Origin of the sequence: Bradyrhizobium neotropicale (assembly GCF_001641695.1) — a bacterium.
GTDB classification, from domain to species: domain Bacteria; phylum Pseudomonadota; class Alphaproteobacteria; order Rhizobiales; family Xanthobacteraceae; genus Bradyrhizobium; species Bradyrhizobium neotropicale.
The window spans coordinates 120,279-135,149 of the sequence record NZ_LSEF01000089.1 but is presented as its reverse complement, the minus strand read 5'-3'; the positions used below and the strand labels follow the sequence as shown (position 1 = coordinate 135,149).

At 66.0% G+C, this 14,871-nt stretch carries 18 protein-coding genes; 13 read left to right on the top strand and 5 right to left on the bottom strand.

Annotated elements, in window-relative coordinates; genetic code table 11:
• The first annotated feature begins 101 nt into the window (after positions 1 to 101).
• From phnG to AXW67_RS28725, 9 genes are all read left to right on the top strand, one after another.
• Positions 102 to 566: a phosphonate C-P lyase system protein PhnG gene (gene phnG / locus AXW67_RS28765; protein ID WP_082908082.1), complete on the top strand. Its 465-nt coding sequence runs from the start codon at positions 102 to 104 to the stop codon at positions 564 to 566.
• A 4-nt stretch (positions 567 to 570) separates the two neighbouring features.
• Positions 571 to 1,179: a phosphonate C-P lyase system protein PhnH gene (gene phnH / locus AXW67_RS28760; RefSeq protein WP_063680606.1), complete on the top strand. Its 609-nt coding sequence runs from the start codon at positions 571 to 573 to the stop codon at positions 1,177 to 1,179.
• 4 nt (positions 1,180 to 1,183) lie between these two features.
• Positions 1,184 to 2,287 carry a carbon-phosphorus lyase complex subunit gene (locus tag AXW67_RS28755; protein WP_063680605.1) on the top strand — a complete coding sequence of 368 codons (1,104 nt, stop codon included), beginning with the start codon at positions 1,184 to 1,186 and terminating at the stop codon, positions 2,285 to 2,287.
• Positions 2,284 to 3,180 (top strand): alpha-D-ribose 1-methylphosphonate 5-phosphate C-P-lyase PhnJ, encoded by an 897-nt coding sequence (locus AXW67_RS28750; RefSeq protein WP_063680604.1) that lies wholly within the window; start codon positions 2,284 to 2,286, stop codon positions 3,178 to 3,180. The genes AXW67_RS28755 and AXW67_RS28750 overlap by 4 nt, the downstream gene beginning before the upstream one ends.
• Positions 3,173 to 3,970 carry a phosphonate C-P lyase system protein PhnK gene (phnK, locus tag AXW67_RS28745; protein WP_063680603.1) on the top strand — a complete coding sequence of 266 codons (798 nt, stop codon included), beginning with the start codon at positions 3,173 to 3,175 and terminating at the stop codon, positions 3,968 to 3,970. Before AXW67_RS28750 ends, phnK begins: the two co-directional genes overlap by 8 nt.
• Positions 3,971 to 3,978: 8 nt before the next feature.
• Complete coding sequence (gene phnL / locus AXW67_RS28740; RefSeq protein ID WP_063680602.1) at positions 3,979 to 4,677, top strand: phosphonate C-P lyase system protein PhnL; 699 nt, start codon at positions 3,979 to 3,981, stop codon at positions 4,675 to 4,677.
• Positions 4,678 to 4,690: 13 nt separating this feature from the next.
• Positions 4,691 to 5,848 carry an alpha-D-ribose 1-methylphosphonate 5-triphosphate diphosphatase gene (locus AXW67_RS28735; RefSeq protein WP_063680601.1) on the top strand — a complete coding sequence of 386 codons (1,158 nt, stop codon included), beginning with the start codon at positions 4,691 to 4,693 and terminating at the stop codon, positions 5,846 to 5,848.
• Positions 5,845 to 6,441 carry a phosphonate metabolism protein/1,5-bisphosphokinase (PRPP-forming) PhnN gene (phnN, locus tag AXW67_RS28730; RefSeq protein ID WP_063680600.1) on the top strand — a complete coding sequence of 199 codons (597 nt, stop codon included), beginning with the start codon at positions 5,845 to 5,847 and terminating at the stop codon, positions 6,439 to 6,441. The genes AXW67_RS28735 and phnN overlap by 4 nt, the downstream gene beginning before the upstream one ends.
• A 122-nt stretch (positions 6,442 to 6,563) precedes the next feature.
• Entirely contained in the window at positions 6,564 to 7,175 is a 612-nt protein-coding gene (locus AXW67_RS28725; protein ID WP_063680599.1) for a pyridoxamine 5'-phosphate oxidase family protein, read from the top strand.
• A 125-nt stretch (positions 7,176 to 7,300) separates the two neighbouring features.
• Here the strand turns inward: AXW67_RS28725 and AXW67_RS28720 are convergent, their stop codons facing one another.
• Entirely contained in the window at positions 7,301 to 8,032 is a 732-nt protein-coding gene (locus AXW67_RS28720) for an SDR family NAD(P)-dependent oxidoreductase (protein ID WP_063680598.1), read from the bottom strand.
• A 390-nt stretch (positions 8,033 to 8,422) separates the two neighbouring features.
• Between AXW67_RS28720 and AXW67_RS28715 the strand changes: the two genes are divergently transcribed.
• Positions 8,423 to 8,644 (top strand): hypothetical protein, encoded by a 222-nt coding sequence (locus AXW67_RS28715; RefSeq protein ID WP_063680597.1) that lies wholly within the window; start codon positions 8,423 to 8,425, stop codon positions 8,642 to 8,644.
• Between the two features lie 20 nt (positions 8,645 to 8,664).
• Here AXW67_RS28715 and AXW67_RS28710 read toward each other — a convergent pair whose 3' ends face one another.
• The 4 genes from AXW67_RS28710 to AXW67_RS28695 form a co-directional block, all read right to left on the bottom strand.
• The gene (locus tag AXW67_RS28710) at positions 8,665 to 9,168 is read right to left on the bottom strand and encodes a DUF6496 domain-containing protein (protein WP_063680596.1); all 504 of its coding nucleotides are present in this window, start codon (positions 9,166 to 9,168) and stop codon (positions 8,665 to 8,667) included.
• A gap of 68 nt (positions 9,169 to 9,236) precedes the next feature.
• Positions 9,237 to 10,019 (bottom strand): alpha/beta fold hydrolase, encoded by a 783-nt coding sequence (locus tag AXW67_RS28705; RefSeq protein WP_063680595.1) that lies wholly within the window; start codon positions 10,017 to 10,019, stop codon positions 9,237 to 9,239.
• Between the two features lie 4 nt (positions 10,020 to 10,023).
• Complete coding sequence (locus tag AXW67_RS28700; RefSeq protein WP_063680594.1) at positions 10,024 to 11,319, bottom strand: O-acetylhomoserine aminocarboxypropyltransferase; 1,296 nt, start codon at positions 11,317 to 11,319, stop codon at positions 10,024 to 10,026.
• Between the two features lie 97 nt (positions 11,320 to 11,416).
• On the bottom strand, positions 11,417 to 12,220 hold the full coding sequence (locus tag AXW67_RS28695) for an IclR family transcriptional regulator (RefSeq protein ID WP_063680593.1): 804 nt from the start codon (positions 12,218 to 12,220) through the stop codon (positions 11,417 to 11,419).
• Between the two features lie 142 nt (positions 12,221 to 12,362).
• Here AXW67_RS28695 and AXW67_RS28690 point away from each other — a divergent pair, with 142 nt between their 5' ends.
• The 3 genes from AXW67_RS28690 to AXW67_RS28680 are packed head-to-tail and all read left to right on the top strand — an operon-like array spanning position 12,363 to position 14,868.
• Positions 12,363 to 13,328 carry a Bug family tripartite tricarboxylate transporter substrate binding protein gene (locus AXW67_RS28690; RefSeq protein ID WP_063680592.1) on the top strand — a complete coding sequence of 322 codons (966 nt, stop codon included), beginning with the start codon at positions 12,363 to 12,365 and terminating at the stop codon, positions 13,326 to 13,328.
• Positions 13,329 to 13,331: 3 nt separating this feature from the next.
• Positions 13,332 to 13,949: a flavin reductase family protein gene (locus tag AXW67_RS28685; protein WP_063680591.1), complete on the top strand. Its 618-nt coding sequence runs from the start codon at positions 13,332 to 13,334 to the stop codon at positions 13,947 to 13,949.
• A 58-nt stretch (positions 13,950 to 14,007) separates the two neighbouring features.
• Positions 14,008 to 14,868, top strand: a complete 861-nt coding sequence (locus AXW67_RS28680) for a fumarylacetoacetate hydrolase family protein (RefSeq protein ID WP_063680590.1) — start codon at positions 14,008 to 14,010, stop codon at positions 14,866 to 14,868.
• The last annotated feature ends 3 nt before the right edge of the window (positions 14,869 to 14,871 follow it).

Below are 14,871 nucleotides of genomic sequence, written 5' to 3'. Positions count from 1 at the left end.
GGGTAGGCTACCTCAGAAATCACACGTTTGTCACGAAACAGTCATGGCGCTTCCGTATCAAGTTGTCTATTATCATAGACAACTTGAATTCGGCAAGTTCGGTGGATCTGGTGACGCAACACAACGACCAGCAAGCCCAGCGCAAGGCCGCGATGGCCGTGCTGGCGCACGCGGAGGCGGGCGAGATCGCCGCTCGCCTCCGCTCTCTCGCTTTGCCTGACCATCAGGACCTGCGCGAGCCGGAGAACGGTCTGGTGATGTTGCGCGGCCGGATCGGCGGCGACGGCGCCCCGTTCAATCTCGGCGAAGCGACGGTATCGCGTGCCGCGGTGCGGCTCGCGAGCGGCGAGGTCGGCTTCGGCTACACGCTCGGGCGCGGCCGCGAGAAGGCGAGGCTGATCGCGCTGTGCGACGCGCTGGTGCAGTCGAGGGATTTTGGCGCGGCCGTCGAGCGGGACGTCATCGCGCCGCTGCGCGAACAACTTCTGGCGCGGCGCAGGAAAGTGGCGGCAGAGACGGCCGCGACGAAGGTTGATTTCTACACCATGGTGCGCGGTGAGGGGTGAGGCCATGACCACGATTGCGGAACTGCCGCCGGGATTTGCCGACAAGGTCTTGTCGGCGCAATCGACCTTTCGCTCGGTCATGGACGCAATGGCGCGTCCGGGTTTGGTGCAGCGCATCGTGCCGATGGCCGGAACGCCCGGGCCGATGATGCGCGGCACGGCCGCGATCGCGCTGACGCTGTTCGATCACGACACGCCGCTCTGGCTCGATGCACGGATGTCGGAAAGCTTTGATGTGGTGAAGTGGCTGAAGTTCCACACCGGCGCGCCGGTCGTGCAGGATTCCTCGATCGCCGCATTTGCTTTGATCGCCGACGGTCTGGCGCTTCCGCCGCTTGAGCGCTTTGCGCTCGGCTCCAGCGAATATCCGGATCGTTCGACCACATTGATCCTCCAGGTCGACAGCCTCGACGCAGGACGCGCCTTCGAGCTGCACGGCCCGGGCATCGATGGCGTCGCGACGCTTCAGGCGGCGATAAGGCCCGCCGATCTGTTCGAGCGGCTGCGCGTCAATGAGGCGCTGTTTCCACGCGGCATCGACGTGGTTCTGGTGGCGGATGAGGCCGTGGTTGCGATCCCGCGCACCACGCGTGTCGTGAACAAGGGAAGTTAGAAGCATGTATGTCGCAGTCAAAGGCGGCGAACGCGCCATCGAGAACGCCCACCGCCTGCTTGCGCATGCGCGGCGCGGCGACCAGAGCGTTCCGGAAGTCACGCTCGACCAGATCTCCGAGCAACTCGGCCTCGCCGTGGACCGCGTCATGAGCGAGGGCTCGCTCTACGACCGCGAGCTCGCGGCGCTCGCGATCAAGCAGGCGCGCGGCGATCTGATTGAGGCGATCTTCCTGGTCCGCGCCTTCCGCGCCACCTTGCCGCGCTTCGGCGCCAGCGAGCCGGTCGACACCGGCGCCATGCGGGTACAGCGGCGGGTGTCGTCGACCTTCAAGGACATTCCAGGCGGCCAGATTCTCGGGCCGACCTTCGATTACACGCATCGCCTGCTCGATCCGACGCTGGCGGAAGGATTTGTGCCGGAAGCGCCAGCGACGGCGGAAGCTTCGACCGCGGCGACGCCGCGCGTAACCGATATTCTCGGCCGCGACGGGCTGATCGAACCCTCGCCGCAGGCCGAGGCGGGTGCAAGCGTCGGCGATCTTACGCGTGAGCCGCTGAATTTTCCGGCCGATCGCGATCTGCGCCTGCAGAATTTGGCGCGCGGTGACGAAGGCTTCCTGCTGGCGATGGGATATTCCACCCAGCGCGGCTACGGCCGCAACCATCCCTTCGCCGGTGAAATTCGCTTCGGCGAGGTCGAGGTCGAATTCGCGGCTGAGGACGTCGGCTTCGCGGTGCCGCTCGGCGCGATCGAGCTCACCGAGTGCCAGATGGTCAACCAGTTCAAGGGCTCGGCCACCGAAGCGCCGAGCTTCACGCGCGGTTATGGCCTCGCCTTCGGTCAGAGCGAGCGCAAGACCATGTCGATGGCGCTGGTCGACCGCGCGTTGCGCGCCCGCGAGCTCGGCGAGGAGGCGCTCGCACCGGCGCAAGATGAGGAATTCGTGATGTCGCATTCGGACAACGTCCAGGCGACCGGCTTCGTCGAGCATCTGAAGCTGCCACATTATGTCGACTTCCAGTCCGAGCTCGGCTTGCTGCGCAAGCTGCGCCAGGAATTCGCCGAGGCCAATGAAGCCGAGCCCATGAAGGAGGCCGCGGAATGAACGCGCCCGCCTACAACTTCGCCTATCTCGACGAACAAACCAAACGGATGATCCGCCGCGCGATCCTGAAGGCGATCTCGATCCCCGGCTATCAGGTGCCGTTCGCCAGCCGCGAAATGCCGATGCCGTATGGCTGGGGCACCGGCGGCGTGCAGGTGACTGCGGCGATCCTCGGTCCCCAGGACGTGCTGAAGGTGATCGACCAGGGCTCCGACGACACCACGAATGCGATCTCGATCCGCAAGTTCTTCGCCAAGACCGCCGGCGTTGCCACGACGACCGCGACGGAAGAGGCGACCGTGATCCAGACCCGTCACCGCATCCCGGAGACGGGTCTGCACGAAAATCAGGTGCTGGTCTATCAGGTGCCGATCCCGGAACCGCTGCGTTTCCTCGAGCCGCGCGAGACCGAGACGCGGCGCATGCACGCGCTCGCCGAATACGGCCTGATGCATGTGAAGCTCTATGAGGACATCGCCCGCTTCGGCCACATCGCGACCGCCTATGCCTATCCGGTGAAGGTCAACGCGCGCTATGTGATGGATCCGTCGCCGACGCCGAAATTCGACAATCCCAAGATGGACAATTGCCCGGCGCTGCAGCTCTTCGGCGCCGGCCGCGAGAAGCGCATCTATGCGATCCCGCCCTATACGCAGGTGGTGTCGCTCGATTTCGAGGACCATCCGTTCGAGCCCTATCGCTTCAACGCGCCTTGCGCGCTATGCGCAGCGGAAAACTCCTACCTCGACGAGGTCGTCACCGACGACAAGGGCGGGCGTATGTTCGTGTGTTCGGATACTGATTATTGCGAGGGCCGCCAGGCCGCCGGCCATCACGGCAGCCTGAGTGCCGCGCCGTACAAGGAGAGGGCGCAAGGGGAATCAAATGGCTGACCAGGATAGGATCGAGAACGATCAGCCGCTGCTGGTCGCGGACTCCCTGAGCAAGTCCTACGGTCGCATCGCGGCCTGTCGCGACGTCTCCTTCGCGCTCTATCCCGGTGAGGTTCTGGCGATCGTCGGCGAGTCCGGTTCCGGCAAGTCGACGCTGCTGCAATTGTTGTCGGGCCAGCTCGCGCCGAGCGGCGGCCAGGTCTCCTATCGGATGCGCGACGGCGTCACGCGTGACCTTGCGACCCTCGGCGAGGCCGAGCGGCGCTTCCTGTTCCGCACCGATTGGGGCTTCGTGCACCAGGATCCCGCGCAGGGCCTGCGCATGGCGGTTTCGGCCGGCGCCAATGTCGGCGAGCGGCTGATGGCGGTCGGATGGAATCACTATGGCCGCATCCGCGACACCGCGTCCGACTGGCTCACGCGGGTCGAGATCGACGTCGCGCGCATCGACGACGCGCCGCGCACCTATTCCGGCGGCATGCGCCAGCGCCTGCAGATCGCGCGCAACCTCGTCACCGAGCCGCGGCTGGTGTTCATGGACGAGCCGACCGGCGGCCTCGATGTCTCCGTGCAGGCCCGTCTGCTCGATCTCCTGCGCAACCTCGTCGCCGAGCTGCATCTCGCCGTCGTCATCGTCACCCATGATCTCGCGGTGGCGCGATTGCTGTCGCATCGCGTGATGGTGATGAAAGGCGGCCGCGTCATCGAGACCGGTCTCACCGACCAGGTGCTCGACGATCCACGCGAGCCCTATACACAGCTCCTCGTTTCCTCGATTCTGCCGCCATGAGCCCGCCTATGACCGCCATGATCGACATCGCCGATGCGAAGAAGACCTTTACGATGCACCTTCAGGGCGGCATCGAATTGCCAGTGGTGCGCGGCGTGACCTTCCGCGTCGAGCCCAGTGAATGCGTTGTGCTGTCCGGCCCCTCCGGCGCCGGCAAGTCCTCGATCCTGAAGATGATCTTCGGCAACTACCGCTGCGACTCCGGCCGTATCGGTATCTGGCACCGTGGCGCGCTAATCGACCTCGCTACCGCCGAGCCGCGGCAGGTCCTCAATATCCGCCGTTCGACCATCGGTTATGTCAGCCAGTTCCTCCGCGCGGTACCGCGGGTCGCGACCATCGACGTCGTCGCTGAACCTCTCATCGTGAACGGCATGAGCCGGGCCGATGCGCAGGCGCGCGCGGGCGGCCTGTTGCATCGTCTCAATATCCCTGAGCGGCTCTGGCAGCTTCCCCCGGCAACCTTTTCCGGCGGCGAGCAGCAGCGCGTCAACATCGCGCGCGGCTTCATCTCGGACCTGCCGATCCTGCTGCTCGACGAGCCGACCGCCTCGCTCGATGCCGCCAATCGTGCGGTCGTGGTCGAGCTGATCGGCGAGAAGAAGCGCCAGGGCGTCGCCATGGTTGCGATTGTCCATGACGACGAGATCCGCCATCGGATCGCCGACCGCATTGTCGACGTCACCAGCTTTGCCGCCGCGGCCTGAAGGACGAATGGAAATGAACGCGAAGCCGAACGAAACCGTGATCGCCAACGCCAGAGTCGTGCTGGCCGACCGGGTCATCGAGCAGGGCTGGGTCGCCGTCGCGGACGGGCGCATCGCCGAGATCGGCGAGGGCGGGGCGCCCGCGGGTGCCGAGGACGCCGGCGGCGATCTGATCACGCCCGGCCTGATCGAGCTCCACACCGACCATCTCGAAGCGCATTATGTGCCGCGCCCCAAGGTATTCTGGGATCCCGTTGCGGCCGTGCTTTCCTATGACGGCCAGCTCGCGACGTCGGGCATCACCACCGTGCTCGATTCGCTACGCGTCTGGCGCGAGGACGGCGCGGAGGAAGTCGACGGTCGCGCCGGCACGCTCGCCGCAGCGATCTCCATCGCGCGCGACAACAATCTGCTGCGCGCCGATCACTTCCTGCATCTGCGCTGCGAGATCCCGATGCCGAGCGTGGTCGAGGAGGCCAAGGAGCTGGTCGACCGTCCCGACGTGCGGCTGATGTCGCTGATGGACCACACGCCCGGCCAGCGCCAGTTCCGCGACGAGGTCAAGCTGCGCGACTATTATCGCGGCAAGGGCGGCGGCAAGACCGACGCCGAGCTCGATGAATTGTTCGCACGGCGCTTCGAGTATCAGAAGGCCTATGCCGCGGCCAACATGCGCGCGATCGTGGCGCTGGCGCACGAGCGCAACATTCCGCTCGCCAGCCACGACGACACCACCGAGGAGAACGTCGCGGATGCCTTGCGCGACCGCGTCGCGGTGGCGGAATTCCCGACCACGCTCGAGGCTGCGCGAGGCTTGCATCGGGCCGGCATCGACATCCTGATGGGCGCGCCGAACGTCGTGCGCGGCGGTTCTCACTCCGGCAACATCGCCGCGGTCGATCTCGCGCGCGAAGGCCTGCTCGACATCCTGTCGTCCGACTACATCCCTTCCAGCCTGCTGATGGCCGCGCTGCAACTGCCGGAGCATGTGCCGGCGATCGATCTGCCGGCGGCGATCCGCACCGTGACCAAGGCTCCGGCGGATGCGGTAGGCCTCTCAGACCGCGGCGAAATCGCAGTCGGCAAGCGCGCCGACCTGATCCGCGTGCACGTCACCGGCCGCGTTCCCGCGGTTCGCAGCGTCTGGCGCGAAGGGAGCCGCGTCGCATGAGCGAGACGGTGACGATTGCGCAGGATCCGGTGGCGGCGATCGGGCCGGGGCGGCTTGTGCTCGTGGTCGGTCCCAGCGGCGCCGGCAAGGACACGCTGCTGCGGCTTGCGCAGGCGGCCTGCATCGACGATCACGATGTCGTCTTCCCGCGCCGCGTCGTGACGCGGGAATCATCTGCGGCCGAGGACAATGTGGCTGTCAGCGCCGATGAATTCCGGCGCGGACTCGACCATGGCGACTTCGCCGTGCACTGGGAGGCGCACGGGCATTCCTACGCCCTGCCGCTCGAAATCAACGACGACATCCGCGCCGGCCGCACGGTCGTCGTCAACGTCTCGCGAACGGTGATCGGTGCGCTGCGCGGCACCTATGCCAACGTCGTGGTGGTCGCGATCACCGCGCCGCCGGACGTGTTGGCCGAGCGGCTCGCCGCGCGGGCGCGCCTCAGCGACGGCAACATCGCGCAGCGGCTGGCGCGCAACGTCGATGACGCGGCGGCACAGGCCGATGTCACCATCGTCAACGCCGGCAGCGCCGAGTATCACGGTCGCCATCTCGTGCGTGTGATCAGGAACGAATGCTGGAGCCAGTAGAGCATGATCCGGAAAAGTGTGCAGCGGTTTTCCGAAAAGATCATGCTCAAAACAACAAGCTAAAGCGCGATGACGATTTACCCCAATCTCATCGCGCTTTAGAGCGCAACAAGGAGAGCGGAATGTCGGTGATTGAAACGGTCGAACAGCTCGAAGCCATCTATGGCGTCACCAACGACGCCTCGACCGTGAAAGTCGCCGACCACGTCACGCCGCTCTATCGCATCTTCATCGAGAAGGCGCCGTTCGCAGCACTTGCGACCATCGGACCGGAGGGCATCGACTGCTCGCCGCGGGGCGATCTGCCGGGCTTCGTCCGAATTCATGATTCCAGAACGCTGATGCTGCCGGATCGCCGCGGCAATAACCGGGTCGATTCGCTGCGCAACGTCGTGCGCGATCCACGCGTGGCGCTGATGTTCTTGATCCCCGGCTCAGGCAACGCGATCCGCGTCAACGGCCGCGCGCATCTCTCCGTCGATCCCGAGCTGCTGGCCTCGTTCAAGGTCGACGGCAAGGCGCCGCGCAGCGTGATGGTGATGAGTGTGGAGGAGATCTATTTCCAGTGCGCTCGCGCCATCGTGCGCTCCGACCTCTGGAATCCCGACAAGCGCGTCGATCCCAAGACGCTGCCGACACCCGGCCAGATCCTCGCCGAGATGAGCCAGAACAAGGTCGGCGGCGAGGAGTACGACCGCATCTGGCCCGAGCGCGCCGCGGCGACGATGTGGTAGGTCTTTCTTACCCTCTCCCCAACTCATCTCGTCGCTGCTGTGTGCGGACAGAACCCCTCATCCGGCGCCCTACGCGCGCCACCTTCTCCGCACAAGGGACAAGGGAAGCCCGATCGCAAATCGGGTCAGTTAAACGCCATCCCGCCGCTCAGCGCGATCGTCTGTCCGGTCATGTAGGCGTTATCGACCAGCAGCATTACGGCTTTCGCGACCTCGTCCGCGGTGCCGAAGCGGCCGAGCGGGATGCGGCTGATGAGTTGTGGCTGTCCGCTCATCATGTCGGTCTCGATCAGCGACGGCGCCACCGCGTTGACGGTGATGCCGTCCTTCACCAGGCGCGCCGCATAGCCGCGCGTGAGACCCTCCATCCCGGCCTTCGATGCATTGTAGTGCGGGCCGATCGAGCCGGCGCCACGCGCGGCGCCGGAGGAGATGTTGACGATGCGGCCCCATTTCCGCGCGCGCATCGCCGGAAGCACCGCCTGTGTGCACAGGAAGGCGGATTTCAGATTGGTCAGGATCGTGCGGTCGAAATCGTCCTCGGTGAGATCTTCGACGCCGCGCGTGATGGCGATGCCGGCATTGTTGACGAGGATGTCGACCGCCCCGAGCTCGGCGGTCACCTGCTCGATCATTGCGGCGACGGCCTCGCGTTGCGAGACGTCGGCGGCCACGGCCATCGCGCGGCGGTCGCGTTTGCTAATCTCGTCCGCCAATTGCTCGGCCTGTCCGATTCGTTCGCGGCAGTTGATCGCCACGGTCGCGCCGGCCTCGGCCAACGCGCGACAGACCGCCGCGCCGATCCCGCGCGAGCCGCCGGTGACGAGCGCAGTGCGCCCTTTCAGACTGTCTGCCATGTCCCGACCTTTCTTCTCGTTCGTCGCCAGCCGGCCAGACGCTACCACGCCAGCGCGTCGCCCGGATTGAATTCATCGCGAGATGAATCCATTTGCCGCCGCTTGCGCCGGGAGAAGCGCCGATATGCGCGGGCTGCAAATATGGATAGCCATTTCATTGACCGATCGCGCCGATCGCTCGATATTCGAAGTATCGAAACTGCTCCTAGGGCCGAAGCCGCGACATGAGAACCGATTACCAGCGTAGTCTGGGCGACATGCACAAGCGCATGATGCGACGCTGTTTCTCGGCGGCGACCGGCGCCTGTTGTTGTTGCTGACCGCAGCCGCCTGGCAATCCGCACCGCAAGCAACCGACAGGAACGCCGTAACCGCGGCGAACGAGCAGCCATGTCCCAAGCACATACGCAAGCCTACATCATCGAAATCCACGACCGCGCTGCCGGCATCGTCACCCGGGAGGCACGCGGCTTCCGCTTCTTCTCCTCCGAGCGCCTGTTCGACAGTCTCGAGGGCCGCCAGTTCCGCTCGGCTCGCGAGGCTGAGCGCGCTGCGCGCGCGGTGTTCTCCGAGCGGAGCCAGCGGCCGAACCCTCCATCTCTCTCCATCTGAACGCGAGGCGGCGCGCCTGATCAGCTGCGGCGGCGTGCTCGGGTGCGCGCCGCCTTTTTTGCGGCGGCGGAGCGGGCCTTGGCGCCCTTGGTGCGGCTCGCTTTCCGCGCGGCTGCCGAACGCGACGCGGCGCTGCGCCGGCTCGCGGCCCGCTGGCCCTGCTTCGACAGCGCGCGGCGCGATGTCGTCGACCGCGGCTCCTTCTTCAGGACGCCTTCCACCGCCCGCGACACGCGCGGCCGCTTCTTCGGATGGCGTTTGCCCTGGCCGGCCTCGTACGCATATTTGGCGCTGCGGCGCGTGGACTTCTTGGTTTGTCCCTTGCGTGGCGGCGGCAGATCAACGCCGGCGCGGCGCGCCTCGGAAAGCCCGATGGCGATGGCCTGGCGTGTCGAACGCGCGCCGTGCCTGCCCTTCCTGATCTTGTCGATCTCGTCCTTGACGAATTCGCCGGCCTGCGTGCTCGGCGACTTGCCGGCACGCTTGTCCTGTCTGGCTTTGCGAATGACTTCCTGTCTTGGCATGAGTCAGTTCCCTCTGAGTTTCACAGGGATGTCTGACCGCAACGCATCAGGCGGAAGATTGATCCGTCTCAGTTCCTCAGCGCCGCCAGCAGTTCGTCGGGACGCTCGGCCATGATCATGTGGCCCGCGCCCGGCACCACCACGGTCTTCGCGTGCGGGATCGCGGCCGCGAGTGCCTTGCCCGCCTTGGCCGGAGTCATCATGTCCCGCTCGCCGAGGACGAGCGTGGTCGGCACCTTCACGCTCGCTGCGGCAGCGAGCGCATTCGCGTAGGAATTGCAGGCGGACAAGTCCTTGAACAGAACGCCTGGCTCGCAATCCCTGAGCACCGCTTGCGCGCCGCCATGCATCCACAGGCCCGGCGCGAGGCTGCCGCCGAGCTCGGCCTTGAAGCCGAGGCCCCAGATCGAGACCATGTCGATGGCGTCCTGATCGTTGGCTTCGGCGGCCTTCAGGAGATCCGGCCCGACCGTCATGGTCGCGGCCGTGCCGATCAAGCTCAGCGCGGACACCTTGTCGGGATGTCGCGCCGCGGTCTCCAGTGAGATCAGCGATCCCATGGAGTGACCGATCAGATGCGCCGTTGCCGCGCCGGCGGCGTCGATCAGTTCCGCGGTCCAGTCGGCCATCTCCGCGATGGTGGAGAGCGAGGGGCCGGCCGAGCGGCCGTGGCCGGGCAGGTCCGGCGCCAGCACGCCCAAACCATGATGCGCGAACCAGCGCGTATGCAGCGCCCAGGTCGAATGGTCGAAGCCTGCGCCGTGGATGAACACCACCGCGGGGAGGGACTTGTCGAATTCGCGGCCGCCGGTTGCGACAAACACCTCGGCGCCGTTGACGGAGAGCTTCATGGCATCAGACCTTTTGCGAGATGCGCAGGGCTTGGGCGAGATCGTCGATGATGTCGCTTGCCGTCTCGATGCCGACCGACAGCCGCACCAGCTCCTCGCCGACGCCGGCGGCCTTGAGCCGCTCGGCATCCATCTGCTGATGCGTGGTGCTGGCCGGGTGGATCACCAGCGTCTTGGCGTCGCCGACATTGGCGAGATGGCTGATCATGCGCAGCTGTTCGATGAACTTGCGGCCGGCGGCCCGGCCGCCCTTGATGCCGAAGGAGACGATCGAGCCGGCGCCGCGCGGCAGCAGCTGTTTTGCCAGTTGATAGTCGGGATGGTCCTCCAGCGAAGGATGCAGCACCCAGTCCACCGCCTTGTTCGCCTTCAGCGCCTCCAGCACGAGATGCGTGTTCTGCATGTGGCGGTCCATGCGCACGCCGAGCGTTTCCACGCCCTGCAAGAGCTGGAACGCATTGGTCGGCGACAGGCAGGCGCCGAAATCGCGCAGGCCTTCCGTGCGGGCGCGCATGATGAAGGCGGCGGTGCCGAACTGCTCGTCGAAGATGATGCCGTGATAGCCGCCATAGGGCTCGGTCAGCACGCCGAACTTGCCGGACGCGCGCCAGTCGAAGCGACCGCCGTCGACGATGGCGCCGCCGATCGCGATGCCGTGACCGCCGATCCATTTGGTGGCCGAATGCATCACGATGTCGGCGCCGAGCTCGATCGGCCGGCTGAGATAGGGCGTGGCAAACGTGTTGTCGATCAGCAGTGGGATCTTCGCGTCATGCGCGATGGCCGCGACCTTAGGGATGTCCAGCACCTCTAGGCCGGGATTGCCGATGGTCTCGCCGATCACGAGTCTTGTGTTCGGCTTGATCGCCGAGCGGAACGCGTCAAGGTCGCGCGGCTTCACGAATGTCGTCGTAATGCCGAAACGCGGCAGCGTGTGCGCGAGGAGGTTGATGGTGCCGCCATAGAGTGAGCTCGATGCCACGATGTGGTCGCCGGCATTGAGCAGCGTCGCGATGGCGAGATGCATCGCCGCCTGGCCGCTCGCGGTGCAAATCGCGCCGACGCCGCCTTCCAGCGCCGCGAGCCGCTCTTCGAGCACGCCGGTGGTCGGGTTGGAGATGCGCGTATAGATGTGTCCGGCGCGCTCGAGGTTGAACAGTGCCGCGGCGTGGTCGGAATCCTGGAACACATAGGACGTGGTCTGGTAGATCGGCACCGCGCGGGCACCAGTTGCGGGATCGGGATGCTGGCCCGCATGCAGGCTCAGGGTCTCAAAGGCAGGCGGCTTGGGCGCGGGCATGCTTGGCCTCGTTGGTCGATCGGCGGAGGCGGCCGTTGTGCCACAAATCGGCGCGCCGCGTCAGCCCATTGACAGCGCGGTGTGACGCCGCGCAGCGCTAGGCCACGCCGTCCCGAATGTTCTGCTCGATGATGCGGGCCTCGCGCTGCAGGATGTCCACGACCTCCTGCTCGCGGCGGGGGCCGAGCCGTGTCCGCACGGCGGAAACCGTCATCGCCGCCGCCGGCCGCCCGTCCGGAGTCTTGATCCAAATGGAGATTGATTTCGTTCCCTGCACGAGGCCGATTTCCCGCAGGTTGTAGCCGCGCCGCCGCGCCGCGGCGACCTGGGCGAGCACGGTGGCGACACCGGTCCGGTAGGCATCGAGCCGCTTCTCGTTGGCCGCGACGATTCTTCGCGCGTCCTGCGCAGCCATCGCGGCGAGGATCGCAACGCCAGCGCTACTGACGCCGAGCGGCCGGCGCGCGCCGACCTCGATCGACAGCACCTGGATCGGGTAGGCGCCGATCCTGCGGTCGACGCACAGCGTGTCATTTCCGGTCCGCACCGTCAGGAACAGCGTATCGCCGATGTCGGCGGATGCGCGACGCAGCGAAGGTCGTGCCGCAACCAGCAGCGGCGAGGGCCGCGGGCGGGCGAGCGCCAATTCGGGCACCTGGTTGCCGATCGCATAGCGGCCGCTCTTGCCGTGCCGTTCGACGATGCCTTCCTCGATCAGCACGTGAACGATGCGATGCACGGTCGGACGGGTGAGGCCGGTCGCCTGCACGACCTCGGCCAGCGGCACGCCGTCCTCGCGGCCTGCGGCAAGAATGCGCAGCACCGCGAGCGCGCGCCGGATCGCCTGAGCGCCCTGTCGCGGTTCCGCGGAGCTGTTGGCGGGCTTGCGTATCTTGTCCATAATATGGACAAGAACCGCACAATTCGGTCGACAGGTAAAGTCCGGAATCGACAGATTGGGGTTCGCTCGGGCACTGCGCGCCGCGTCGATGGAAATTCTAGAAGAAGAGGGCGGCCTCCGGATCCGCCCGCGGGAGGCTGAGATGAGATTGTTCTGGATAGCCGTGGCAGCGGCGGCGGCGATGCTGGCGGGGCCCGCGTCGGGCCAGCAATGGCCGGCGCGCAACGTCAAGCTGATCGTGCCCTATCCGGCCGGCGGCAATGTCGACAGCGCAGCCCGCATCATCGCCGATAAGCTCCAGGAGCGGCTCGGTCAGCCCTTCATCATCGAGAACAAGGCCGGCGCGGGCGGCATGATCGCGGGCGAGGCTTTTGCGAAATCGCCGAACGACGGCTACACGCTGTTCGTCGGTGCCAATGGTCCGGTGCTGTTCGCGACCGAAATCAACAAGCGCGACGCCTATAGCTGGAAGCGGGATTTCCTCCCCATTTCGACCATCTCGATGACGCCGCTGGTGCTCGAGGTTCATCCCTCGGTTCAGGCTCAGAACCTGAAGGAGTTTCTCGACCTCGCCAAGCGCGAGCCCGGCAAGCTGACCATGGCCTCGCCCGGTCCCGGCACCACCAACCATCTGCTCAGCGAACTGATGCAGTCGACCCTCGGCCTGCAGTGGGTCACCGCGCATTACCGCGGCAATGCGCCGGCGACCAACGACCTGCTCGGCGGCCAGGTGCAGTTCGCCTTCGACCAGCTTTCGGTCAGCCTCCAATACATCAAGACCGGCCTGTTCCGCGCACTTGCCGTCACCAGCCCGCATCGCCTGAAGGCGCTGCCTGACGTGCCGACCTTCGCCGAGCTCGGCTACAAGGATTTCGACGCCCAGACCTTCACCGGCGTGTTCGCGGCCGCGGGCACGCCGGCGCCGATCGTCGACAAGCTCCATGAGGCCCTGGTGGCGATCCTCAAGGACCCCGGCGTCGTCGACAAGTTCGACAAGCTCGGCGCGGAAGCGGTTCCGATGACGCCGGCCGAGTTCACGGCCTATCTGGAGCGCGAGGATGCCAAGTGGATTCCGATCGTGCGCAAGGCCAACATCAGGGCTGACTGACCGATGCAGATCGATCCTGCCGATCTCGGCGCCGAGCGAATCTACCGGCTGATGACCGGCATCGTGGTGCCGCGCCCGATCGCCTGGGTCACCAGCCTGTCGCGCAGCGGCGTGCTCAACCTCGCACCCTTCAGCGCCTTCACCTTCGTCTCGCAGAAGCCGCCGATGCTCGCCATCAGCGTCGGCCGCAAGGGCGCCGATTACAAGGACACTGCGCACAACATCCTCGACACCGAGGAATATGTCATCCATATCGCCGATACGCCGCTGATGAATGCGGTGCACGACAGCTCCGTCGAGCATCCGCCCGAGGTCAGCGAGGTCGCGGAGCTCGGCCTCGAGACGCACCCCAGCGAGCGCATCAAGGTGCCGCGGCTCACGGCCGCGCCAGTCGCGATGGAATGCCGCTTCCGGCAATGCCTCGAATTCGGCGAGGCCCGCAGCCGGCTGATCGTCGGCGAGGTCGTGATGTTTCACCTGCGCGACGGCCTCGTGAACAACGGCAAGGTCGAGACCGAGGCGCTCGACCCGATCGCCCGCATCGGCGGACCGCGCTACGCCCGCCTCGGCGAGATCGTGACGTTGCACGCCGTCTTCCAGACTCCCAAATCGACCGATTGAGCGCGCAGTCGGGCCTGCCGGCGGACCGATGCCGCCTGAACATCTTTGGAGAACGACAATGCGACTGCTGAGCTATCTCTTGAACGGCGAGCTGCGCTACGGCGCGGCGGTCGATGGCGGCGTTGTCGATCTGAGCAAGCGGATCGGCCGCGACTTCTCCGACGTGAGGGCGCTGATCGCCGCGAATGCGCTGGCGGATGCGCAAGAAGCCGTGGCCGGACAAAAGCCCGACTACGCGCTCGAGGACCTGGTCCTGCTTCCGCCGATCCTTGCGCCGGAAAAGCTCTGGTGCATCGGCGTCAACTACGCCGAACGCAACGCGGAATACAAAGACAATTCCGACCTGCCCAAATATCCGAGCCTGTTCGTGCGCAGCATGTCCTCGATGACGGGCTCCGGCCAGCCGATCGAGAAGCCGAACGTGTCGGAGCAGCTCGACTACGAGGGTGAGCTCGTCATCGTGATCGGCCAGGGCGGCCGTCACATTCCGCGCGAAAAGGCCTGGTCGCATATCTTCGGCATGACGCTGTGCAACGAGGGCACGGTGCGGGACTGGCTGCGCCACGGCAAGTTCAACGTCACGCAGGGCAAGAATTTCGATCGCTCCGGCAGCATCGGTCCGTGGATCGTTACGGCGGACGAGCTCGATCCGCGCGGTCCGCACGACATCGTCACGCGCGTCAACGGCGAGGTGCGGCAGCAGGACACGACCGAGCGGCTGATGTTCCCGTTCGATTTCCTGATCTCCTATCTCTCCACCTTCGCCACGCTGAAGCCCGGCGACATGATCGTGACGGGCACGCCGACCGGAGCCGGCGCGCGGTTTGATCCGCCACGATGGCTCAAGTTCGGCGACGTCGTCGAGGTCGAGTCGCGCGGCATCGGCGTGCTCTGCAACAAAGTGGCTGCGGAGAGTTAAGCC